Origin of the sequence: Glutamicibacter mishrai, assembly GCF_012221945.1 — a bacterium.
In the GTDB taxonomy this organism is placed as follows: domain Bacteria; phylum Actinomycetota; class Actinomycetes; order Actinomycetales; family Micrococcaceae; genus Glutamicibacter; species Glutamicibacter mishrai.
Genome location: NZ_CP032549.1, coordinates 2,443,404 through 2,466,297 on the forward strand (window position 1 = coordinate 2,443,404; position 22,894 = coordinate 2,466,297).

Annotated in this window: 15 protein-coding genes; 10 read left to right on the forward strand and 5 right to left on the reverse strand. The window is 59.5% G+C overall.

Annotated elements, in window-relative coordinates; translation table 11 throughout:
* Positions 1-195 precede the first annotated feature (195 nt).
* Positions 196-768: a TetR/AcrR family transcriptional regulator gene (locus tag D3791_RS11580; protein ID WP_172512277.1), complete on the forward strand. Its 573-nt coding sequence runs from the start codon at positions 196-198 to the stop codon at positions 766-768.
* A 137-nt stretch (positions 769-905) separates the two neighbouring features.
* Here D3791_RS11580 and D3791_RS11585 read toward each other — a convergent pair whose 3' ends face one another.
* Both D3791_RS11585 and D3791_RS11590 read right to left on the reverse strand, forming a co-directional pair.
* Positions 906-1,403 carry a hypothetical protein gene (locus D3791_RS11585; RefSeq protein ID WP_172512278.1) on the reverse strand — a complete coding sequence of 166 codons (498 nt, stop codon included), beginning with the start codon at positions 1,401-1,403 and terminating at the stop codon, positions 906-908.
* Positions 1,404-1,534: 131 nt separating this feature from the next.
* Entirely contained in the window at positions 1,535-2,872 is a 1,338-nt protein-coding gene (locus D3791_RS11590) for an MFS transporter (protein ID WP_172512279.1), read from the reverse strand.
* Positions 2,873-3,022: 150 nt separating this feature from the next.
* Here D3791_RS11590 and D3791_RS11595 point away from each other — a divergent pair, with 150 nt between their 5' ends.
* The 3 genes from D3791_RS11595 to D3791_RS11605 all read left to right on the forward strand — a co-directional run bounded on the left by D3791_RS11595 (position 3,023) and on the right by D3791_RS11605 (position 8,441).
* On the forward strand, positions 3,023-3,799 hold the full coding sequence (locus D3791_RS11595; protein ID WP_172512280.1) for a hypothetical protein: 777 nt from the start codon (positions 3,023-3,025) through the stop codon (positions 3,797-3,799).
* 97 nt (positions 3,800-3,896) lie between these two features.
* The gene (gene purH, locus D3791_RS11600) at positions 3,897-5,567 is read left to right on the forward strand and encodes a bifunctional phosphoribosylaminoimidazolecarboxamide formyltransferase/IMP cyclohydrolase (protein ID WP_172512281.1); all 1,671 of its coding nucleotides are present in this window, start codon (positions 3,897-3,899) and stop codon (positions 5,565-5,567) included.
* A gap of 1,518 nt (positions 5,568-7,085) precedes the next feature.
* Complete coding sequence (locus D3791_RS11605; RefSeq protein ID WP_172512282.1) at positions 7,086-8,441, forward strand: MFS transporter; 1,356 nt, start codon at positions 7,086-7,088, stop codon at positions 8,439-8,441.
* Between the two features lie 88 nt (positions 8,442-8,529).
* On the opposite strand, the gene D3791_RS11610 is transcribed toward D3791_RS11605, so the two are convergent.
* Positions 8,530-9,534 carry a LacI family DNA-binding transcriptional regulator gene (locus D3791_RS11610; protein ID WP_172512283.1) on the reverse strand — a complete coding sequence of 335 codons (1,005 nt, stop codon included), beginning with the start codon at positions 9,532-9,534 and terminating at the stop codon, positions 8,530-8,532.
* A gap of 197 nt (positions 9,535-9,731) precedes the next feature.
* Between D3791_RS11610 and D3791_RS11615 the strand changes: the two genes are divergently transcribed.
* The 6 genes from D3791_RS11615 to D3791_RS11640 all read left to right on the forward strand — a co-directional run bounded on the left by D3791_RS11615 (position 9,732) and on the right by D3791_RS11640 (position 20,767).
* Positions 9,732-12,215, forward strand: a complete 2,484-nt coding sequence (locus tag D3791_RS11615) for a glycoside hydrolase family 78 protein (RefSeq protein WP_172512960.1) — start codon at positions 9,732-9,734, stop codon at positions 12,213-12,215.
* A gap of 62 nt (positions 12,216-12,277) precedes the next feature.
* Positions 12,278-14,551: a glycoside hydrolase family 3 N-terminal domain-containing protein gene (locus D3791_RS11620; protein WP_172512284.1), complete on the forward strand. Its 2,274-nt coding sequence runs from the start codon at positions 12,278-12,280 to the stop codon at positions 14,549-14,551.
* Positions 14,552-14,784: 233 nt separating this feature from the next.
* Positions 14,785-17,310 carry a glycoside hydrolase family 2 TIM barrel-domain containing protein gene (locus tag D3791_RS11625; protein WP_172512285.1) on the forward strand — a complete coding sequence of 842 codons (2,526 nt, stop codon included), beginning with the start codon at positions 14,785-14,787 and terminating at the stop codon, positions 17,308-17,310.
* Positions 17,311-17,321: 11 nt separating this feature from the next.
* A complete protein-coding gene (locus D3791_RS11630; protein ID WP_172512286.1) occupies positions 17,322-18,095 on the forward strand; it encodes an SDR family NAD(P)-dependent oxidoreductase in 774 nt (257 codons plus the stop codon).
* A gap of 629 nt (positions 18,096-18,724) precedes the next feature.
* The gene (locus D3791_RS11635) at positions 18,725-19,945 is read left to right on the forward strand and encodes an NRAMP family divalent metal transporter (RefSeq protein WP_172512287.1); all 1,221 of its coding nucleotides are present in this window, start codon (positions 18,725-18,727) and stop codon (positions 19,943-19,945) included.
* Positions 19,946-19,975: 30 nt separating this feature from the next.
* Entirely contained in the window at positions 19,976-20,767 is a 792-nt protein-coding gene (locus tag D3791_RS11640; protein ID WP_172512961.1) for a putative hydro-lyase, read from the forward strand.
* A gap of 71 nt (positions 20,768-20,838) precedes the next feature.
* Here D3791_RS11640 and D3791_RS11645 read toward each other — a convergent pair whose 3' ends face one another.
* The gene (locus tag D3791_RS11645) at positions 20,839-21,828 is read right to left on the reverse strand and encodes an adenosine deaminase (RefSeq protein WP_172512288.1); all 990 of its coding nucleotides are present in this window, start codon (positions 21,826-21,828) and stop codon (positions 20,839-20,841) included.
* A gap of 383 nt (positions 21,829-22,211) precedes the next feature.
* Positions 22,212-22,889 carry a GntR family transcriptional regulator gene (locus tag D3791_RS11650; protein ID WP_172512289.1) on the reverse strand — a complete coding sequence of 226 codons (678 nt, stop codon included), beginning with the start codon at positions 22,887-22,889 and terminating at the stop codon, positions 22,212-22,214.
* Positions 22,890-22,894 lie beyond the last annotated feature (5 nt).

Consider the following 22,894-nt stretch of genomic DNA (forward strand, 5'->3'; position numbering starts at 1 on the left):
ATGAACAGCTATTTATTCGACAAGCGGGGGAGGTTTTCTGGCAAATGGCTTGAGACGGTAGCCGACACCGCGGGTTTCTGGAAAAATCACTGGGGCTTGGAGTCGACCCATCAGGTAATCTATCCAAGATCCTCAAACCGGCAGACGGCGGCTAGCTCGCTGTCTGAGTTCCCTACGGAAAGGCACAACAGTTCTATGCGCTCAGATGCTTTGCGACGACGAGAAACGATTCTGAGTACAGCACGAGAACTTTTCGCCCAGCATGGCGCCAATATCGCAATGGATCTCATTGCAGAGCGCAGCAATGTGGGAATCGGAACCCTCTACCGCAACTTCGCTTCCCGGGCCGAACTGATTGAAGAAGTCACCGTCACGACGCTGCAAGAAGTCCTGGATGCCGCCACGAGCGCCGAAGCGAACTTGGCTGGGGAACCCCGGGCATGGACCGAGTTCCTGGAGAACCTGGTGAAGCTGAATCTCGGCGCGTTGAGCGAAGCACTCGGGGCCGCCTTGCCTTCGACCTTGAGCGAGCGCGTGTTGCGCGTGCAACGCGAATGCGCCCAATCGGTGAGCCGGGTCCTCGAATTGGCCAAGGGCTATGAACTGGTGCGTGAAGATCTGAACGCCGTAGAGCTGGTGACCGCCATCGGAGCGGCCACGCGCCCCTTGCCCCGGCCTTTCAAGGACCAGGCGCCGCAACTCCAAGAACGCCTCGTGCAGCTGATGCTCGATGGTTTCCGTCCGCACGTCGTGGCGGTTAACGCCTAGGAATTCTCCGCCCCGGAGGTGAAGTGCTGCTCCGGGTCAGTGCTGGAAAAATTCGGGCAGTCGCCCAAGCAATTCATCCCAGTTCCGGCGCAGCCAGCGTCCTATCGAGCTTTTGATGATCCGGATCCGGACATGCTTCATCGCGCACGCACCAGATTGGCAAAGGGCAGCTTGTTGTAACTGTCGTGGAAATCCTGGTGGCAGGAAGCCAATGCGGCGTTCAGTGATTCCACTGGCAGTTCCTTCCACGCGACCAAGAGCTGCGAGGAGCCAGCCAGCTGCCAGATCAATCGTCCATCCCAGTGGCCCGGCGGCTTTCCCCGGCCGAAATCGATGAACTCCTGGATCTGCCGGCGCAACCCTCGGTTCCCCTGGCTGCCGGCACCGGCCTTACCGATGTACAGGACCTCGGAGCCCTCGACCCATTCGCCGGCCAGTTGCTCTGGGGTGAGGGATGGATTTTTCTTCTTGAACGTGCCGGCGGTGCTGCGGTTGAGGAACCGGGGATTAAAGCCTTGGGGCGCCAGGACGACGAAGATTCCCTGGTGCTGCGGGATGCGATTGATTTCCAGTTTGGCGATGGGCCGGAAGCCGGTGAACCCGTCGTTCTTGAGGTAGTGCTGGTCAAAGACCATGGATGATTCCCGTCGCTGTGCTCCGCCATGCCTACCGCCAAGGATGCTGCGACGATCTACCTGCGCAAGAGGTGTAGTCCTCTCATTGTATGGCGCAGGTCTGTGCCCCGCGCGCCATCATGGGAACTCGACTAGTGCAGTTCCTGGCCCTTGGTTTCCGGCGCGAGCTTGGCCATGACAAGCATGGCGATGACAACCAAGACCGTGGCTCCGGTGAAGAGCCCGGGCAGCCCGACCACTGGCCACAACGCGGCGAAAAGCAGCGGGCCGAAGCCCGCGGCAAAACGCGACATGGTCGATGCCCAGCCGAATCCGCTGGCTCGCAGCTCGGTCGGATACAGCTCTGAAACGTAGGCATACAGCACCGGAATGGCCACCTGGACGATGACGCCGAATACCAGCACCCAAGCCACCGCCGTTGACGGCACATCCAGGTTCAGGGCCACCAGAACCAGCACAAGACCCGAGAGCGGGGCCGAGATCGCCAGCAGCCATTTGCGTCCTACCCGCTCCACCAACAAGGCAGCGATGACCACGCCGAGCAGGCCCATCAAAGCCATCACGGCGGTAGCGAAGAAGGAAGCGGACTGGGCCATGCCGGCTTCGGTCAGAATGGATGGCAGCCAGGTCAGTGCCAGGTAGTACACCAGCAGCACGGTGACAAACAGCAGCCAGCTGGTGGCGGTGATCTTCCATGAATAGCGCCACAGCGCCACTACCTGCTCCCACCAGCGTGCCGGGCGCTGGGCAACAGGCTGCTCGATGACGTAGTCGCGCGGGGTGGCCCCGGTGCGCTGCACCAGCTGGTCGATGACGGCTCGCGCTTGTTCTTCCCGCCCCTTCGCCGCCAGGTACAGCGGGGATTCGGGGACCGAGCGGCGGACGAGGAACACCATGAAGGCCGGGAGGATCATCACTGCCAGGATCAGGCGCCAGTTATCGGCGGTGGCCATGACCCAGCCCGAAACGAAGAAGGACAGCGCAGCGCCTACCGGCCACCAGCCATCCATGGCGGTGAGCACTCGGCCGCGCAATTTTGCCGGGGTGAATTCGCCAACCAAGGCGTAGTCCACGGGAATGCAGCCGCCCAACCCGACGCCGGCGAGGAAACGGAAGGCGACAAAGAAGCCGAAGTTCGGCGAGAGTGCACCCAGGACGGTGAACACCGCGAACATCAGCAAGGTCAGGCTGAAGGCGTTCTTGCGGCCGAACCGGTCAGCGATTCCGCCCCAGAGGAAAGCGCCCAGGGCCATGCCCACCAAGTTGGAAGTGCCCAGCAGTGCCGCGGTGGGGCGATCCAGCCCCCATTCCTCGGCTACCAACGGGATCAGGGCCCCATTCAGCGTCACGTCCCAGGCATCGAACATGAACCCGAGGCCGCCGATGATGAAGATGGCGCCCTGGACCTTCCACTTGAAGGGGAGTTCTTGCACGACGGTTGTGCCCGAAGTCGGGGGTGCAGAAGACACGGTGCGGCGCCTTTCTCAGTGCGAGCGAAAAGTAGTGTGTACCGCGTCGAAGCATAACCGAAAAGCAATCCAAGTCCCCAGCTCTCTACGCTTCTTTGCTTGCCACGTCAAGGCCTGTTGCCAGCGCGAGTCAGGGAGTAATCTCTGGGCATGGGAGTAGATTGGGCCGCTCTCGAAGAGGCGATACGGGTGACCGCCCTTCGGCACGCGGCAGAAGTGATAACTGGACACCCGGACCAAGACTTCTATGCCATAGCCCTGCATGGGGTCAGCACCGAGGAAAGCGAAAGCATCGCCATGCCGTTGCTCGCGCTGAATTCGGTCCAGGCCCTGGAAAGAGACCGTGCTACGGCTTCGCGGGAAGAATTGGTGGAACGAGGCGAAGACGCCGATGAGCCAGCTGATTATGAGGATCGCCCCGACGCGCAGCCAAATAGCCCGCTGGAAGGCGAGGACGTCACATTGGAAGAAAACTCCATCGTGATTTCCGATGCTGATGATCAGGAATTTGAGGACGAAGATCAAGAGGATACCGACGAGGAAGATCTTGATCAGGTTCTTGCATCTCTCGAAGAGGGACTGGATGTTGACGATGCTGAGAGCTTCTACTCGGATAAGTGGGAGCCCAGCGATTGGCACTGGTCAGCTATCGATTTATGTGAAGATCCGGCGGCTACGCTGTGGTCTGATGCGATGACTGACCTCGCCTCACGCGAGGGATGGGAACCGACCATCAAGCGCTACTACCGGACCTTGGTGGCTGTGGCCAACGCACTGCGGGAAGAACTTCAGCAACGCACCCCCGCAGACCTTGTCTGTTATGTTGCCGATGAAGATCATGCAGAAAAACTTTTGCGTCTCTGCCTGACTGACCAGCAACTTTCTAAGTATTTCCCACAGCTTTCCCAGCTGGTTGAAGGGCAGTGACACGAACTGAATAATCGGGCTATCTCTTGGTTAGAATGAGGGCGGTGGCCTGTGCGCTGCCCGCCCCATTCATTCTCACCGCCGGGAGAAAAATTTCGTGAGTAAGACCGTCCTGGACAAAGTCGCCATCCGTCGCGCACTGATTTCCGTCTACGACAAGACCGGCCTGGAGGAGCTGGCAACCGGACTGCACGCCGCAGGCGTACAACTGGTATCCACCGGATCCACCGCTAAGAAGATCGCCGCAGCGGGAATTCCTGTGACCGAGGTTGAGCAGGTGACCGGTTCGCCAGAAATGCTTGACGGTCGCGTGAAGACCCTGCACCCACGCATCCACGGTGGCATCCTTGCTGACCGCCGCGTTACCGAGCACATGGACACCCTGTCCTCGATGGACATTGAGCAGATCGACCTGGTGGTCGTTAACCTCTACCCATTCGTGCAGACCGTTGCTTCCGGCGCATCCCAGGATGAAGTTGTTGAGCAGATCGACATTGGCGGCCCTGCCATGGTCCGCTCGGCAGCCAAGAACCACGCTGCAGTTTCCATCGTGGTTGACCCAAACTTCTACTCGCAGGTCATTGCTGCCGCGGCTGACGGTGGCTTCGATTTGAAGACCCGCCAGCGCCTGGCAGCTAAGGCTTACGCTCACACCGCAGCATATGACACCGCTGTTGCTTCGTGGACTGCCAGCCAGTTCCTCGATGAAGACGGCGACGGCGTCATCGACTGGCCAGCCTACGCAGGCGTTGCCCTGCAGCGTTCGGCAGCACTGCGTTACGGCGAAAACCCACACCAGCAGGCAGCGCTGTACGTTGACGAAGCTGCTCCAGCGGGCATCGCCCAGGCTGATCAACTGCACGGTAAGCCAATGAGCTACAACAACTACGTTGACGCCGATGCCGCACTGCGCGCTGCTTTTGATTTCGAGAAGCCAGCCGTAGCTGTTGTGAAGCACGCAAACCCTTGTGGTGTTGCGGTGGCTTCCGACGATGCCGCTGATCCGATCGCTGACGCGCACCGCAAGGCTCACGCGACCGATCCAGTATCCGCATTTGGTGGCGTGATCGCCGCCAACCGTACGGTCACCAGGGAAATGGCTGAAACCGTCAAGGGCATCTTCACCGAAGTGGTTATCGCACCAGACTTCGAACCTGAAGCTGTTGAGATCCTCTCGGCTAAGAAGAACATCCGCTTGCTGGCCCTGCCAGAAGGATATGACCGGAACAAGAACGAGTTCCGCCAGGTCTCCGGTGGCATGCTGGTTCAGGCCTGCGACAAGATTGACGCCGAAGGCGACAACCCAGAGAACTGGACCCTGGCCGCTGGCGAAGCTGCCGACGCAGCAACCCTGGCTGACCTCGAATTCGCGTGGAGCGCAGTTCGCGCTGCAAAGTCCAATGCGATTCTGCTGGCCAAGAATGGTGCAGCAACCGGTATCGGCATGGGCCAGGTCAACCGCATCGACTCCTGCAAGCTAGCTGTCGAGCGCGCCAACACCCTTGGCGTGAAGGTTGATTCCGGCGCAGATGCAGCCGGTGGCGCTGAGAACGCTGACGGCGCTGCTTCCGAGCAGCGTGCTGTGGGCTCCGTGGCTGCTTCGGATGCGTTCTTCCCATTCGCTGACGGTCTGCAGATCCTGATCGATGCTGGCGTCAAGGCTGTTGTACAGCCTGGCGGTTCGGTCCGCGATGAGGAAGTCATCGCTGCTGCGAACGAAGCAGGCATTACCATGTACTTCACCGGTGCACGCCACTTCTTCCACTAGGAGCCGATAGCGCTTATAGCCACGATTCACGCGGATCTTTCCGCGTGAATCGTGGCTATTTTTTGCCTTGGACCGCAACATTTAGTCAGACGGAGAAATCAAGGCAGAGGCCGCCGGCGGCTTTGCCGAGGAGAAACACTCCGATGATGAGGGGCGGTACCGAGGTGATCACAGCGGTTTTTCTGGCGAACCACTCACTGAAGGCCTCGAAGGGTTTGCCCGGGCTAGGGTCTCCGGCACCACCGAGGACGGTCATGAGTAAAAACAAGCCACTCAACTGTAACGATATCCATCACCCGGACCACGGGGCGAACATGACGCCTGGTTCCTACCACCGTATGACAAGCCACGGGCCACTGTACAAAAGCCTCTTGGCGCACTTCATTTGTCACCGGGATCGAAAGTTCAGATGTTCGGCGCGTGAGTCAGTCCGTCAGCGAGCGACTTCCCGTCGGTGCTGCTCGCTGCCTCGCAACTTTTCGCATACGCGCAAGCGGCCACCGATGGTGTAGAGGTAGGTCTCGACGTACTCGGTGCCGTTTCGGCTCTTGCGATGGTCTTTCTAAACATTGGTGTCGCGCTGTTCCTTGCACATTCATTGGAGCCACCGATTCATATCCCGACGCGTTGGCGTCTTCATTGCACTTCCGCGGCGGGGATCCTTGAACGCGGCTCCCTGCTGATCCTCGTGATGTCGAATCAGATCGTCACGGTCAGGGCGGCCTCGTCCGCTCCCTTGAATATGTTCCGAACACGAGTGGTTCGCCTGAGTGAACGATGTAGTCAGTAAAGGTGCGGACGTAGACTAACTGATGGACGACGTGGCTCGATTCTTTGGTCCTCTCGAAAAGTTGCTCTAGGCGGACGGCGGTCCCATTCGTGCTGAAGTTTCCCACTTTCAAGACGATGATGTCGCACTTGTCGCTCAGCACGCGCGTGCCGATGCCTCTTCCCGGCTAGAGGGCTTGCTGCAATCCGTGGGCGGTATGTGTGGGGACAGAATCCTCCGCCGCTCGTGGAACTCGCGTCATATTCGTCCGCACTTGCGTTACTGATGATGTTGGCGGCCCTCGTATTGGTCGGTGCGTTCACCCCGTGTTCAGTCTCGTTGTTTTCTCGTCGATTGCCGGACTCGGCACGCTCGTTGAGAACTCAGACGCGGTGATGCCCGCGGCGATCATGGTTCTCGTCTATCTACAGGTGGAAGCCTACATTCGCACCAAGAGAATGATGTCTTAGACAGTCAAGGTCCCTGGTCCTCTCCTCATCTTGGCGGCGATGATCATGGTCATCAAGCAAGTCGTTATTTCTCGTCAAAACGGATACCGAAGACGCATTCAGCGATGCCCTGGTGGCACCGCCAAGGTTTGTTTTGCTTTCAGGACTTGCGCGCGCAAGTGATAACGGTTACAGTCGTTTCAACTTGCGCGTGCAAGTTGACGCACACGCCGTAGATAATGTCCTGCAATCCGCACTGTGCTTACACGGCATCTCTTTGACAATGGAGTCCCTATGACCATGCCCTTCAATCCAGGCTCTCAGTCCGAGGAGCCATCCACTGTGCTCTCCGCGCCCCTTCCTGCGCCGTCCGGCGCGCACCAAGAAGGTACCCGTACGGTCACGGGCCTCATCCGTCCCTCCCAAGCGTCACGTTCCTACATTTGGCTGCTCGTCCTCGCGCAGTTCGGAATTTTCGTAGCGTTCATTACGCCGATCGCCATCTCTCTCGCGGTGCGAGTGAGTGCACTGGCACCCGGTTTCGAAGAGCGGTATCTGGGTTACATCACCGGGGCCGCTTCCATTGTCGTAATGGTCATTACTCCGATCGTCGGAATCCTTAGCGACCGCACACGCTCGCGCCTAGGTCGTCGACGCCCCTGGATCCTCGGTGGAATGCTCGTTGGGGTGGGGTCACTGTTCGTTATGGGCTTGGCACCGAACGTGCTCCTTCTGGGCGCGGGTTGGATCCTGGCACAGATTGGGTGGGGGCAGGCATTGGCCATCCTCACCACCTCGATGGCAGACTCCCTTCCTGAGCATCAGCGCGGCAGGGTCGCAGGCCTCGTCGGGTTCGCGACGCAGGTCGCACCCGTAGCCGGTGTGATCATGGCCGGAAGTCTCGTTGCCGATTCGCTCCTGCTGTTCTTGGTCCCCGGCATGGTGGGCGTATTGTTCCTTACGCTCTTCCTGATCTTCTCCCGCGAGCAGGACAGTCGCCAAATGATCATCTCCGGGGTTCTCACCATCAGAACGACGTTCCGTAAGTACTTGTTCAACCCCGCGAAGTACCCCGACTTCTCACTGGTATGGACAGGCCGATTCTGCTTCTATTTCGGGCTAACCCTGAACACGGCCTTCACTGCCTTCTTCTTCGCGGCCCGCCTGAAGATCAGCGTCGAGGAAATTGCCGGCGTGCTCGCGACTCTGAGCTTGGTTGGCATCGCTGCGACCACGATCGGTGCGATCGGTGGCGGCTTCCTTTCCGATAAACTCCGTCGCCGTCGACTCTTCGTTCTCGTCGCATCCGTAATCTTCGCCGTGGGAGTCGTGACGGAGGCCGTTGCGTCGGACATCACCATGCTCTTCGTCGGATCGCTCATCGCGTCAATAGGCATCGGAGCGTTTTCTGCTGTAGATCAAGCGCTGCTCTTGGATGTCCTTCCCGAGCGTGACACCGATGCTGGCCGATTCATGGGAATCGCCGGATTCGCCACCGCCATCCCCCAAGCGATCGCGCCGTTCATCGCTCCGCTCATCCTTGCCATCGGAGCGAGTTCGTCCGGGGGCAAAAACTACACCCTGCTCTACTTCATTGCCGGAGCGATCACCCTGGTCGGCGGAATTATTGTGATGAGGGTTCGGCAGGTGCGCTGATTACACAACACAGGCAGGGCCCGCAACGATCGAGAAACTCACCGACTTCGTTGCGGGCCCTGCTTGTTTATCGTCGTCTCAGCTACTGCTATGTGGACGGACTCACGGAGGTCGATTCTCGCGAGATCAACGTGAGGGCAGAGGTCTGCTCCCAGTCCGGCGTCGGCGTCCCGTCCAGTGCATGAATGGCCAGCGCCGCGAGATAGTGCCCCAGTCCTGTCGAGTCGATCCGCACACTGGAAATGCGAGGCTCGAACATTAATGCCGTCGGGGTATCGTCGTGACCGACCACGGAGAGGGACCGGGGTACAGCGATTCCTGCACGTGCGGCGGCACCGATGATTGCCGCCGCGACATCATCATTGAATGCAACCACGCCCGTGATGCCTGCGTCGACCCATGCCTGGACGGGCGGGTCGAGCTCGGATCCCACAGTGACCGGGTCGAGCGTTCTTGGAGCTTCGAGACCGAGACTGACGGCCGCAGCTGTGGCCGCAGCTTCTCGCGCGTCCGCAAGTTCAACGAGTCGCGGGTCGCTCGGTCGGGCAAAGCCGATTCGCCGGTGGCCGAGTTCGCGAAGATGCTCCACCTGGAGTCGGGGTCCCCCCTCAGAGTAGCGGGCATCTGATGCCTCATCTGGGTCCGGGATGATGCGTTCGACGCCTGCTTCACGCATAGAACGGATCAGAGGGTCTGGGAATCGAAGCAGGCCCATCACGACATCTGGCTGCAGCGTCTCCCATAACGGACGGGAGCGCGCCCCCTCGTGTGGCGTGAAGGTGATCAAAGTGTATCCATGCTCGTCGAGGGCTTGGGTCGCCTCATCGATGTTCTCTCGCAGGCTGTGCTCGATAGGCCAATCCGGAAGAACGAGCAACACGAGGTGGCTGCGTCCGCTGGCGAGCGCTCGCGCGGCAATGTGAGGCCGATATCCCAAGCGTCTGGCTTCTGCGAGCACCCGGGCCGTGGTGGCTGCGGAGATCGTCTGCCCGGGGGTCTCGTTGAGGACGAAGCCCACCGTCGCTCGGGATACCCCGAGGGATCGAGCGATATCCGCCGCGGTAACCCGACGCCCTGATGACTGCGATGCCACTGTCACTCCTTCGTTGCACGGCGTTTTCCTCCATTAGTCCATCACACTTCCCTCCTATTTTGATGGATTGACTTGTGCGCGCTAGCTCACGTGTTATGGTAGAGCGTAACTAGCTCGCGCTAGTTGAACTTTTTGACAACGGAGTCTCGGTAGCCCGACTATCGAAGCTCTCATCCGTAAGGAGCGCCGTTCCGGTGATGACCGAGTCCAGTTCTGCCGTTTTCGTCAGCCCTCCCTTTGCGCAGGGAGCTATTGGTGAGCCTGCGTCGTATCTTCGGAAGGAGTTCGTCGCGCTGACAGCGCCCCGTCGCGCGACGCTCCGATCGACTGCAGTGGGGCTCATCGAGCCGCACCTCAATGGTGCCGTCGTCGGTGATGAGGTGCTCGCTCCCGGGTGGACCTCCTATCGTCACCGGCTCATCGTGAGCACGCACGATGTCACCGACCGGATTGTTGTCGGTGCGAATACTGTCGCGGCTGTGCTCGGTGAAGGATGGGCCGTTGGTCGCCTGGGATGGGAGGAGCGACGCCATCACTATTCCGATCGTCCTGCGGCGTGGTTCGAACTCGAACTCGAATATGACGACGGGAACCGGGAAGTGATCGTCAGTGACACATCGGTCACCGCCTCGCGCGGCGGGCTGGGAGCGAACAGCATCTACGATGGCGAGACCTACGACGCCCGAAGCGAGCCTGTTGGGTGGGACCGTTCAGGGTTCGATGACAGCGATTGGGTACAGGTTGAAGAATTTGACTGGCCGCTTGAAGCTCTGGTTGACCCTATCGCCCCGCCGATTCGACGCATCGAGGAGCTGGCACCTGTGGCAGTTCTCCGCACGCCCCGCGGAAAACTCGTCGTCGATTTTGGACAGAACATCTCGGGCTGGGTCCGGCTAACCGTCGATGGACAGCGCGGTGACACGATCACACTGCGTCACGTCGAGGTAATGGTGGACGGGGAGATCGAGGACGAGACCTTGCGCACGGCCGCCGCGACGGACACCTACATCCTCCATGGTGACGCGCCGGAGACGTGGGAGCCGCGATTCACCTTCCATGGTTTCCGCTATGTCGAAATCGATGGGTGGCCAGGTGAGCTCTCGTCGGACGCGATCCGAGCGGTGGTCATCCACTCCGATATGAATCGCACGGGATGGTTGAAGACCTCCAACCCCCAGCTGAACCAGCTGCACTCGAACGCAGTGTGGTCGATGCGCGACAACTTCGTGGGCGTGCCCACCGACTGCCCACAGCGGGACGAGCGTCTGGGGTGGACAGGGGACATCAACGCGTTCGCTCCGACTGCCGCTTTCCTCTACGACGTACGTGGTGTGCTCGGGTCCTGGCTCAGAGATCTCGGAATCGAGCAGCAGGAGAAAGGATTCGTGCCATGGGTTGTACCCGATGTCCTCTCTACTCCGTCCTCTCCGACAGCCCTGTGGAGCGACGTCGCAGTGAGTCTTCCATGGGCGCTCTATCGTGAGTACGGCGACAAACAGATCCTCCATGACGCGTACGACTCGATGAGCACCTTCATCCGTCAGGTTGCTGGACTTCTTGATGATGACGGCTTGTGGAGTACCGGATTCCAGTATGGGGATTGGCTCGATCCGGACGCGCCGGACGATAATCCTTCGGGCGGGAAGACTGACCGTCACTTGGTCGCCGGGGCCTATCTGTGCCGTACCACGCGAGAGATGGCAGACACCGCGCGCATCCTCGGACGCACAGAGGACGCGGCGGAGTTTGAAGCCCTCGCTGATCAGGTACGTGGGGCGTTCTGCCGCGAGTATGTGACTCCCAACGGCCGTCTGGCCTCAGAGACCGCCACAGCGTATGCGTTGGCGATCTCCTTCGGAATCCTCGACGAAGCGCAGAGGGAGCATGCAGGTGACCGGTTGGCGGCGCTTGTCGCACAGGCCGGGTACCGCATCTCCACCGGATTTGCCGGAACTCCGTTGGTGACCGATGCTCTCTCCTCGACCGGGCACCTAGCTGAGGCGTACCTCCTGCTGTTGGAGACGGAGGCGCCGTCCTTCCTCTACCCGGTGACCATGGGGGCTACGACCATCTGGGAGAGGTGGGACTCGATCCGTCCGGATGGCAGCATCAACCCGTCCGGGATGACGTCACTGAATCACTACGCACTCGGCGCGGTTGCCGACTGGATGCATCGGACGATCGGCGGTCTCCAGGCGATCGAACCGGGGTATCAGCGGATGCGAATCGCCCCACAACCGGGTGGAAATCTCACCCACGCCGAACTCACACACACCATCACGGAGGGCGAGGTTCGCATCGCTTGGCGCATCGAGGACACGCATGTCTGCGTCGAGGTGAGCATCCCCGCAAACACCACCGCAGAAGTCGTGCTGCCGCTGCACGCCGATTCGCAGGTCGTTGAGATCGACGGGGGAGAACACTCGTGGAATTACGAGATCAATGCGGTGGTGCGCCCCGTGCTCAGCCTGGACTCCACGCTGCGTGAAGTGTCGGATGACCCGGCCGGATGGCGCCGCTTCACCGAGACCTTCGCGCGCCACTACCCGGGTGTGCCCTTGGATGGGCGCGCCCCTGAGGCGACAGGAATGTCGATCCGCACGATGCTCGAGTATGTTCCCGGTGCCTCCGAGGAACTCCGCGCCGAACTTGCCGCCGCTCTTGAAGGATCCACCAAGTGAGCGCCTCGCACCGCGCTGTTCACCGTCACACAGTCTCATCTCGCGATTCCTTGGAGGAACCGATGCCTGCCCTGCCTTACAAGAATCCTGATCTCTCGGTCGAAGAGCGTGTCGAGGACCTGCTTTCGCGCCTGAGCGTCGAAGAGAAAGCGGGGCAGCTGACACAGTACTTCTACACCGGCGACGGAGAACCGGTCCCGGAAGACTTCGATATCGAGTCGCTTCCGCCGGAGCACAGGATCCACGTCGAACTCCCGGCGCTCATCGAAGCGGCGATTCGCAAAGGTCGAGCCGGGTCTCTGCTCTTCCTGCGAGATCCCGCGCTGAGCAATCGCATGCAAAGGTACGCCGTGGAGGAGTCGCGCCTGGGCATACCCCTGTTATTCGGCTTCGACGTCGTCCACGGCTGGCGGACGATCTTCCCAGTGCCGATCGCTCTGGCCGCGACGTGGTCGGAGTCGAGTGTGGAAGCAGTGCAGGCAGCTGCGGCGCGCGAAGCGCGTGCCGCCGGGGTGCACTGGACATTCGCGCCGATGATTGACATCGCCAGGGATCCGCGGTGGGGCCGCATCGTCGAGGGCGCAGGGGAGGACCCCGTGTTGGGAGCGGCGATGGCCGCGGCACAGGTGCGTGGTTTCCAGGGGGATCTGGGCGCTCACAGCATCTTGGCCGGGCCCAAGCACTTCGTCGGTTACGGTGCCGCTCGCGGCGGGCGTGACTACGACGACGCCGAGGTGTCTGAGAATGAACTCTGGAACGTCCACATCCCTCCTTTCCGGGCGGCCATCGAGGCCGGGGCTGCGAATGTGATGAGCGCCTACATGGACCTCAACGGTGTTCCGGCCTCGGCGAACAGGACGCTGCTCACCGGTATTCTTCGCGACCAGCTCGGCTTCGAAGGATTCGTCGTGTCGGATGCTAACGCAGTCCGCTCGCTCGCCGTTCAGCACTTCGCCGAGGACCAGACCGACGCCGCGATTCGGGCGCTCGGTGCCGGACTCGACATGGAGATGTGCATGTTAGAACCGGCCTTCGATAATATCCCGCAGGCGGTGGCCGATGGCAGGATCAGTGAGAGCGCGCTCGATGATGCAGTGCGAAGAGTGCTGGGAGCGAAGATTCGACTGGGTCTGTTCGAGAGTCCCTACGCTCAGGAGGAACACACCGCCTCCGTACTCGCTGCGCCTGAACACAGGGAGCTGGCCAAAACGGTGGCGGAGGAGTCTATCGTGCTCCTCAAAAACGATGACTTGGCACTTCCTCTCGACTCGAGTGCTCTGGGACAAATCGCGGTGATCGGCCAACTCGCCGACAGTCGACGCGAAGTGCTCGGGCCTTGGGTTTTCGATCACGACACGAACGAGACCGTCACGATCGTCGACGCACTGCGCGCCGCACTCGGGGACGCGAGAGTCGGCTACGAGGCAGGAGCAGGAATACCGGAAAGGATCCATCCGTCGATGTTCGACGTGCTCGACACCACTGTCGAACGCACGCCGCCAGACTACGACGACGATGCCGCCATCGACCGCGCGATCGCGCTCGCGGAGGCCGCAGATGTGGCGATCGTCGTGGTCGGACAGCGACAGAACCAGATCGGGGAGAAATCATCCACTAGTACTCTGGATCTGCCCGGTCGCCAACTGGAGCAGTTGCAGCGTATCCATGCCACCGGCACCAAGGTCGTGGTGGTGGTCGTCTCCGGCCGGCCATTGGATCTTCGTTGGGCTGATGAGAATGTCCCAGCGATCGTGCAAGCGTGGTACCCGGGAACACGTGCCGGTGAAGCGATCGCGTCGGTGCTTACGGGAGCGACTAGCCCCGCGGGGCGTCTGCCGTTTACCTGGCCTAGGCATGTCGGTCAGGTGCCGTTGATCTACGCGCACAACCGCACTTTCATTCCGGAAGAACAGAATGCACGGTACTTCGAAGAGTCCAACGCACCGCTGTATCCATTCGGGCACGGCCTGTCCTTCTCCTCATTCAAATACAGCAGTCTTCGTATCGAACGACCGGTGATCGCCAGGGGCGAGTCGACCACGGTGAGCGTCGACATCACCAACATCGGGGATCGTGACGCCGACGAAGTCGCACAGTTGTACATTCACCAGCGGTACGGAACGTCCACTCGCCCTGTTCGGGAGCTGAAAGGCTTCAACCGGATCTGCCTCGCTGCGGGAGAATCGCGTCGGATCGAGTTCACACTTGGGCCGGACCAACTCCAGTATTGGAGCGCGGTCACGTCGTCGCACATCCAGGACGTAACGACGTTCGATATAGGCATCGGCGGCGACTCCACCGCACCGTTCACAGCGTCTGTCGAAGTGACGTCGTGACTACTCAAACCGCCAAACTCGGCAAAACAATCATGGCCACAGGAACCGTCTGTCACTGTCGAGCCGGTCAATCATCGGCAACTGCAGGACCTAGCGCAGAACGCTCACGAACCGAATCCGGCGACACCATTGGAATCGGAGACTTCACGGGGCCGGTTCCGCACCAATCACGAGTTCGAATGGCTGAGGAACGCGATGCCCTATGACCGGAAAACCAGCAGCGAAAGGCAGTAATGACCCGCTCATCTTTCAATTCCAATTGGTCCTACCGGCCGAAGACCAGCATATTCGCGGATGTGCAGGGTCAGTCATCGGCAGGTATCCCGGTGCGCCTGCCGCACGATGCGATCATCGGCCTCGAACGCCGTGCTGATGCGCCCAGCGGTGCCGCGGGCGCCTATTTCCCAGCCGGTGCATTCGAGTATGTCACCTCGCTCGATGTCCCGCTGGAGTGGAGCGATAAGCACGTCGCGCTCGAATTCGAAGGCGTCTATCGCGACGCCATGATTTACGTGAACGGTGCATTCATCGCGCAACGGCCCAACGGCTATGCAGCCTTCGTGGTCTCGCTCGACGGCTTCCTCGAATACGGTGCTCAGAACACCATCCGAGTGGATGCTCGGACGCATGACGATTCGCGGTGGTACACCGGCGCAGGGATTTACCGCGAAGTGCACCTCTGGGTCAGCGATCGAGTGCACATCTTGGAGCAGAACGGTGTCCGGATCACGACACCCGATATCGATGATCAGTGCGCTGTTGTGGCGATTGCTACGCGCGTGCGCAACGCCGGAATCCTCACCCGCACGGCAACGGTGTCCACCGAGATCCTTGATCCAGATGGCAATGTCGTTGGGGTTCAGAACAGCCCGATCACGACGCTTCCCCAAACTGAAGGAGTCGTCCGGCAGAGGATCTATGTCCCAGGACCGCAACGATGGAGCGTCGATCGTCCAGCCCTCTACACCGCTCGTACGCGGCTAAACGGTATTGCCGACGAACCGGAGATCCGCCACACGACCTTCGGAATTCGAACCCTGCAACTCGACCCCCATCACGGTCTGCGCATCAACGGTGAAACCGTGAAGCTACGAGGCGCATGCATCCATCACGACAACGGCATCATGGGCGCCGCGACTTTCGCGGATGCCGAAGAACGTCGCATCATCCTCCTCAAAGCCGCCGGCTTCAACGCCATCCGCAGCAGCCACAACCCCATGAGTGTTGCGATGCTCGACGCCTGCGACCGTCACGGCGTCCTGGTGATGGACGAGACTTTCGACATGTGGACCGATTCGAAATCGCCCTTCGACTACGCGCTCTCCTTCCCCGAATGGTGGGAAAGAGACGTCGAGGCGATGGTCGCCACGGATTTTAACCACCCCAGCGTGATCATCTACTCGATCGGAAATGAGATCCCCGAAACGGGTAACGCGATCGCAAGTCAATGGGGACGCAAACTCGCAGAAAAGGTCAGGGAGCTCGACGGCACACGCTTCGTCACCAACGGTATCAACGGCTTCGTCTCTGCAATGAGCGAGATCTCCACGGTCATCGAGGCAGCCACCGCGCAGTCCACCACAGAGGGGGGACCTGAGAGCGCGGAGGCCGACGGCGGCATCAACGCACTCATGGGAAGTACCGAGGACTTCATGGACTGGGTGGCCACGTCGCCACTGGTCACCGCTGCCACGGCGGAGTCTTTCGCGATGCTCGATATTGTCGGATTGAACTATGGTGATGCACGATACGAACTGGAACGGCAAGAACACCCAGAGCGCATCGTGGTCGGCACGGAGACGTTCCCCTCGCGTATCGATCGCAACTGGAAACTCGTGACTGATCATCCGCAGGTGATCGGAGATTTCACGTGGTCCGGATGGGATTACCTCGGCGAAGTCGGAGTAGGACGCGTCAAATATGAGGGAGAGTCGGACGCGTTCGATGGGCAGTTCCCATGGCTGACGTCTTGGTCGGCGGACCTAGACATCACGGGCCACCGCCGCCCCATGTCGTATTACCGCCAGACCGTATTCGGCCTGCGTTCCACGCCCTATATCGCCGTTAGGCGTCCCTCCAATTATGGTCGTGCGTTCACCCTGGGGCAGTGGAGCTGGACGGATGCCGTCTCCAGCTGGAGCTGGAACGTCGCGGACGGGTCACCGGTGATCCTCGAGGTCTACAGCAATGCTGACGAGATCGAACTCGAGCTGAACGGTCGGGTGATCGCGAGGGAGCTGGTCGGAAGCCGACGCGCTTTTGTGGCGGACTTCGAGCTTCCGTTCGAGGCGGGTGCGCTCACCGCGATCGCCTTGCGCGAGGGCAAGGAAGTCGGACGCACCATGCTGCGCACGGCATCCGGCGAGGCGCTTCTTGATGTCAGGCTCGACAAGTCCAGCACCGATTTGCGCGACGGGGCGCTATTCTTCGTCGAGATCGAGCTCCGAGACGCCGACGGCAACCTCATCAACGATGCTGATCGTCCCGTGACTGTCTGCGTGACCGGGGCAGGATCGCTGGCGGCTTTCGGCAGCGGACGCCCTTGCACGTCGGAGCGTTTTGACCAGGACACACACGGTACATATGACGGGCGTGTGCTCGCGGTAATCCGTCCTGATCGTGTCGGTCTCGTCGAGGTCACCGTTTCCGCAGAGGGGGTAGCGGATGTGGTTGTCCGTGCCGAGGTGCATGAGCGTTCTTCCGCTCCCTTTTTGGACAGCATCACGCCGTCCAATTTCACAGAATCGATCCAAGCATGAATGGAGAACATATGAACACCCGGCTTACGGAAAAGATCATCATCGTCACCGGAGCAGCGTCCGGCATCGGACGCGGTACCGCCCTCAGGCTGCTGAGCGAGGGGGCGCAGGTCGCTGCCCTCGATCTGCGCGAGGAGGATCTGCGACTACTTCACGAGAGCGCGCCGGACAATGAGCGCTCTCGGCTCTTCACCCAACCAGTCGATATCGCCGACGAACAGTCAGTGCAAGAAGCGGTGGCGGTAGTCATCGCTCGCTTCGGCCGACTCGATGCGATCGTAAATGCCGCCGGCATTCTGTACGGCGACCACACGCATGAGATGACTCTGGACCGCTGGAACCGCCTCCTCCAGGTGAACTTGACCGGAACCTTCCTGATGGTTCGGGAGAGCCTGCCTCATTTACTGGAGAAGAAGGGTGGTGTCATCATCAACTTTGCGTCGACCTCAGCGTTCTTCGCGCACCCATATATGGCGGCCTACGCTGCGACGAAGGGAGCGATCGCCTCCTTCACTCACTCTGTCGCACTCGAGTACGCAAAGCAGGGCTTACGCGCAGTGAACATCGTCCCGGGCGGAATCACGAGCGGAATCACGAATACCACACCGCAGAATCTGCCGGCGGACGCTGATTGGAGCCTGCTTGAGCATCTTGGCGCACCTCTGAACGATGGGCGAATGGGGACTCCCGCAGAGGTTGCTGGAGTGATCGCCATGCTCATATCCGAGGACGGAGCCTTCATTACGGGCACGGAGATCAGGATCGACGGCGGCGCACACACCTAAGCTGCGGGGGAGTAAGTGGCCGATTAGGTTCGCGGGTTCAGTGGATGGTGAGCATGACGGCACCAAAACTGAACCCCGCGAGGTCGCTGAGTGATTCGAACGCGTGAATTCGGCCTGAGCTGACGCATCGAAAAGATCACGAAGACCGTGATGCTGATCGTGCTCCGCACAGCTAGCAGGCGTATGGCCAGACACCTCGGTGAGACTCCTGCGCCTGCGAGTTCACGGTCACTTCTCGATGATCAACATGGCCATCAGAAAGACGGAGGACGTGCGGAGTGAAATCATCGAGTGGAGACCGGCGCGGTCCAGCTAGTCTCAACAGCAGCGCCCCTTGAAGGACGAGGCTATTGCGGACGCGGCGGTGAGCCGCACAGTGATCGTTCCCGCGGGCCGGCTAGGGAGCACAAGGACAGGGTGTTCGACGGGAGCATGATGGGCGACAGTATTCCGATGAGGTGTTTCTAAAACTGCATGAGGGTGGGATGTTTCGGTGCTGAATACGTGAATCTTACGAAACATAAAATTGTTCAACAACATCTTGCCAAGGTTGTTCAACAACCTGTAATGTCATGTGGGTTACATTGATTCTGTGACAGCTGTCACCACTATCGCATTGGAACGTCACCATGGCACTTCCTGAGTCAAAGACTGAAATGAGCCCCAAAGCTCGGCGCACCGCCCTGCTAGGCGCCATGTTCTTGATGGCCACCAGCGCCATCGGCCCTGGATTCATTACCCAGACCACCGAATTCACAGTGAAAATCGGCGCGGCCTTCGCCTTCGCTATCGTTGTGTCCATCCTCGTCGACATCGCGGTACAGTTGAACGTCTGGCGCGTTATTGGCGTCTCGGGCATGCGCGCTCAAGAACTTGGCAATAAGGTTCTACCTGGTGTGGGCTGGTTCTTGGCAGTCCTTGTCTTCATCGGAGGCATGGTCTTCAATATCGGCAACATCGCCGGTACCGGACTTGGCGTCAACGCAATGCTCGGTGTGGATGCCAAAATCGGCGGAGTGATCTCAGCTGTCGTCGCCATCCTGATCTTCCTGTCCAAGAAAGCCGGAATGGCTTTGGACCGCATCGTCGTACTGCTCGGTGCCATCATGATTCTGTTGATGCTCTACGTAGCGATTGTCGCCGCGCCACCTGTTGGCGACGCCCTGCGCAACGTGGTTCTGCCTGAGAAGATCGACTTCCTGATTATCACCACCCTGATCGGTGGCACCGTTGGTGGTTACATCACCTACGCTGGTGCGCACCGCATGATTGACTCGGGCACCAGCGGTGTTGAGCACGTCAAATCAATTTCCAACATCTCGATCTTGGCTATCATCGTCACCGGTGTCATGCGAGTGCTCTTGTTCCTTGCGATCCTCGGCGTTGTTGCCGGCGGCGTGGTGCTGGCCAGCGATAACAAGGCAGCCGAAGCTTTCGGCCACGCCGCAGGCGATATCGGTATTCGAGCCTTCGGCATCATCCTGTGGGCTGCGGCTCTGACCAGCGTTATCGGAGCGGCTTATACGTCGGTTTCCTTTGTTACCAAGCGGACCACCTCAGAACGTACCCGCAATTTAATCACCGTCGCCTTCATCGCAGTCTGCGGCATCATCTACCTGTTCCTGGGCAAGGCGCCAGCTACCTTGCTGATCTTCGCCGGAGCATTCAACGGCCTGATCTTGCCTGTGGGCTTCGCAGTTCTGCTGTGGGTCGCGTGGCGCCGTCGAGATCTCATGGGCGGTTACAAGTACCCGAAGTTCCTGTTGCTTGTAGGTGTGCTGGCATGGCTGTTGAGCGTGTTCCTCGGATGGAACTCGTTGGCCGGGCTAGCAGCGCTCTGGCAGGGCTAAGGCAGGTAGAACGTGAGCAACATCAGTGACATGACCGTGGCCGAACGTTCGGCATTATCCCCAAGCCAAGCTCGTGAGTTCTTCCGCGAAGGCCAAGTGCTTCCCACTGCTGGAATCAGTGCTGGGTATGCGCAGGCGAACCTCATGATCGTGCCTAGGGACCTGGCGTTTGATGTTCTGCTTTTTGCCCAGCGTAACCCCAAATCCTGCCCGGTGCTGGGCGTGCTTGAAGCAGGGGAAGTATCCAGCGAACTACTGGCTGGCGGAGACATCAGAACCGATGTTCCGAAGTACGTGGTCTATGAAAATGGGGTCAAGGTTGCTGAACTCACCGACCTGACCGAGTATTGGCGCGATGATTTGGTCACCTTCATCATCGGCTGTTCGTTCACCTTTGAGTCAGCCTTGATGGACAACGGAATCTCCGTCGCCCACATTGATCAAGGCGTCAATGTTCCCATGTACAAGACCACGACGCGCAGCTCCACTGCTGGGGCGATCTCCGGCCCAATGGTGGTGTCGATGAGGCCCATTCCGGCGTCACAGGTGGCAGATGCTGTTCGGATTACCTCGCGATATCCAGCGGTGCACGGAGCACCGGTACATATCGGCAATCCGGAAGAGCTGGGAATTACTGACCTGTCGAAACCAGACTTTGGTGACGCGGTGAAAATTCCCGAAGGTAGTATTCCGGTGTTCTGGGCTTGCGGCGTCACGCCACAAGCAGCTGTCATGGAGTCGAAGCCATCGCTGGCCATCGGGCATGCACCTGGCCACATGCTGATCACCGACATCAAAGATGCACAATATCAGGTGCCATAACAGCGAAGTGCTGCGGTGTTCATCCCTTGAGGGAAGGACACCGCAGCGCTTAGTTAAGCCGCAAATCGTCTTTAGCGTTGGCTAACCCAAGCCTCTACTTCCGCCAGCCGCTCGCTCTTCGCAGAATCGTCAATGAATGAAGATTCAAAAGAATTTCGGGCCAACCGTGCCAATTGCTCGGTGCTGAAATTGAAAGCTTTCATCAGTGAAGCGAAGTTGGCGTCCATGTACCCGCCGAAATACGCCGGATCATCGGAATGCACCGAAACCTTCAGCCCCGCCTCAAGCATGGATGGCAATGGGTGATCCGCCATGGTGTCCACCGCACGCAGACGAATATTTGACAGCGGGCAGACGGTCAGCGGCATCTGTTCTGCAACGAGCCGCTGCACCAGCTTCTCATCATCCAAGCAACGAATTCCATGATCCACTCGCTCCACCTTGAGCAGATCCAAAGCCTGCCAAATGTAGTCGGCTGGGCCTTCTTCGCCGGCATGGGCGACAACGTGCAAGCCATGCTCGCGGGCTAAGTCGAAAACTTCAACAAAGAGTTCTGGTGGGAATCCCAGTTCGGAGGAGTCCAGTCCGATGCCATCGATTTCGTGCTTCTGCGCGATCATCAGGCGCAAGAGCTCCAACGCTTCGCTGGCCGGTGCATGACGCCAGAAGCAGGCGATGAGTTTGTGCGAGATTCCCCAGCGATCTTGTGCTTCGCTCAACGCGTCACGAATACCCGCGATGACATCGCGCAGGTCCATGCCGCGCTCTACATGGGCTTGGGGGTCAAAGAATAATTCCACGTGGCGCACGCCGGAAGCGTGTGCGCGCTGCAAGTAGGCCATGGTGATTTCGTAGAAATCCTCGCGGGTGCGAAGTACCAGCATGTTGGCGTAGAACAGGTCAAGGAATGACTGCAGGTTGCTGAACTCGTACTGCGCCCGCAGCTCGTCGATTGAGCTGTAAGGCAGATCAATTGAATGCTTGTCGGCCAGCGACATGATCATCTCGGGCTCTAGAGTTCCTTCGAGATGGATATGTAATTCGGCAACGGGCAAGTTCACAGGGCGGAACCTTTCAGCAACGACTAGAGGGTGCGGTCCCTGGTCTAGCCAGGAACGCGCAAGATTGCCTTAAACCATACGCCGACAAGCTAGGTACAGGCAGGTCGAAATAACAAACGTGCAGCCAACTTAGCAGGTGAATATCCTTGGATTTTCATCATGATGACCCATCCGTGAAAAGAACTCATTGCAAGGTACCGGGGCGCTAAAAGTAGCGGAATCACAATGAATATTTCGACTGTTCGTGCCAGGCCAGTCAGGTCTCATCGGTCAAGCGCAACGACGGCGGATCAGGCGCAGCGAACTCTGAAGACTCTCAAAGACCAAGATGCCGGTGAGACAGAAATCGCAAGACTGACACGGAGGCGCAACCGACGCTGACGCTAATCGGATGCCTTGTTGATGTGTTCGAGCAACTCCGCTTCAGCCTTGTCCAAGTACCCGCGCAGGGCCGTGGCTGCTTCATCGCGTTGGCCTTTACTCAGTAGATCCACCAAGCGGGCATTTTGCTCCACATAGTGCGAGTGGAAATCAGGGGCGTCACTCATCGCGTGGAAGACCAAACGCATTTTGGCCAGCACACGTCCCATGAGCTCTTGGACCAAAGTACTGTCAGAAGATCGAACCAGCTGCTGGTGGAACGCCTGATTGGCGCTGGCCATCCGGGGAATGTCCTTAGCTGCCAAAGCCGCGCGAGCTTCAACAATGATCTTGCCCAGCTGCTCCAAATCCAGTTCTGGACCCCAAGCCAGGCAAGCAGGCTCAATGGTGCGTCGCACCGCATAGATTTCTCGCACATCATCAGCATCTGGAGACGCAACAAAAACCCCACGATTGGGGATTCGGGTGATGATCAGTTCACTGTCGAGCAGGGTGAAGCTTTCACGCAAGGTATTGCGTGAAAGCCCCAACGACTCCGCCAAGGACTGTTCAGACAGTTTGTCTCCGGGCAACAATTCACCTTCGGCGATGCGAGTACGCAAAAGGTTTGCGGCCCAAACGCTGCTGTGCGCATGGGGTGCTTTGGCCGGAAGCTTGGAGACATTGCTGCTGGATTTCATTAGTC

Bases quoted from the DNA above. Each gene is read 5' to 3' on its own strand.
- D3791_RS11580 (WP_172512277.1), top strand. From the start codon at position 196: ATGCGCTCAGATGCTTTGCGACGACGAGAAACGATTCTGAGTACAGCA.
- D3791_RS11585 (WP_172512278.1), bottom strand. From the start codon at position 1,403: ATGGTCTTTGACCAGCACTACCTCAAGAACGACGGGTTCACCGGCTTC.
- D3791_RS11595 (WP_172512280.1), top strand. From the start codon at position 3,023: ATGGGAGTAGATTGGGCCGCTCTCGAAGAGGCGATACGGGTGACCGCC.
- D3791_RS11605 (WP_172512282.1), top strand. From the start codon at position 7,086: ATGCCCTTCAATCCAGGCTCTCAGTCCGAGGAGCCATCCACTGTGCTC.
- D3791_RS11615 (WP_172512960.1), top strand. From the start codon at position 9,732: ATGACCGAGTCCAGTTCTGCCGTTTTCGTCAGCCCTCCCTTTGCGCAG.
- D3791_RS11620 (WP_172512284.1), top strand. From the start codon at position 12,278: ATGCCTGCCCTGCCTTACAAGAATCCTGATCTCTCGGTCGAAGAGCGT.
- D3791_RS11625 (WP_172512285.1), top strand. From the start codon at position 14,785: ATGACCCGCTCATCTTTCAATTCCAATTGGTCCTACCGGCCGAAGACC.
- D3791_RS11630 (WP_172512286.1), top strand. From the start codon at position 17,322: ATGAACACCCGGCTTACGGAAAAGATCATCATCGTCACCGGAGCAGCG.
- D3791_RS11635 (WP_172512287.1), top strand. From the start codon at position 18,725: ATGGCACTTCCTGAGTCAAAGACTGAAATGAGCCCCAAAGCTCGGCGC.
- D3791_RS11640 (WP_172512961.1), top strand. From the start codon at position 19,976: ATGACCGTGGCCGAACGTTCGGCATTATCCCCAAGCCAAGCTCGTGAG.
- D3791_RS11650 (WP_172512289.1), bottom strand. From the start codon at position 22,889: ATGAAATCCAGCAGCAATGTCTCCAAGCTTCCGGCCAAAGCACCCCAT.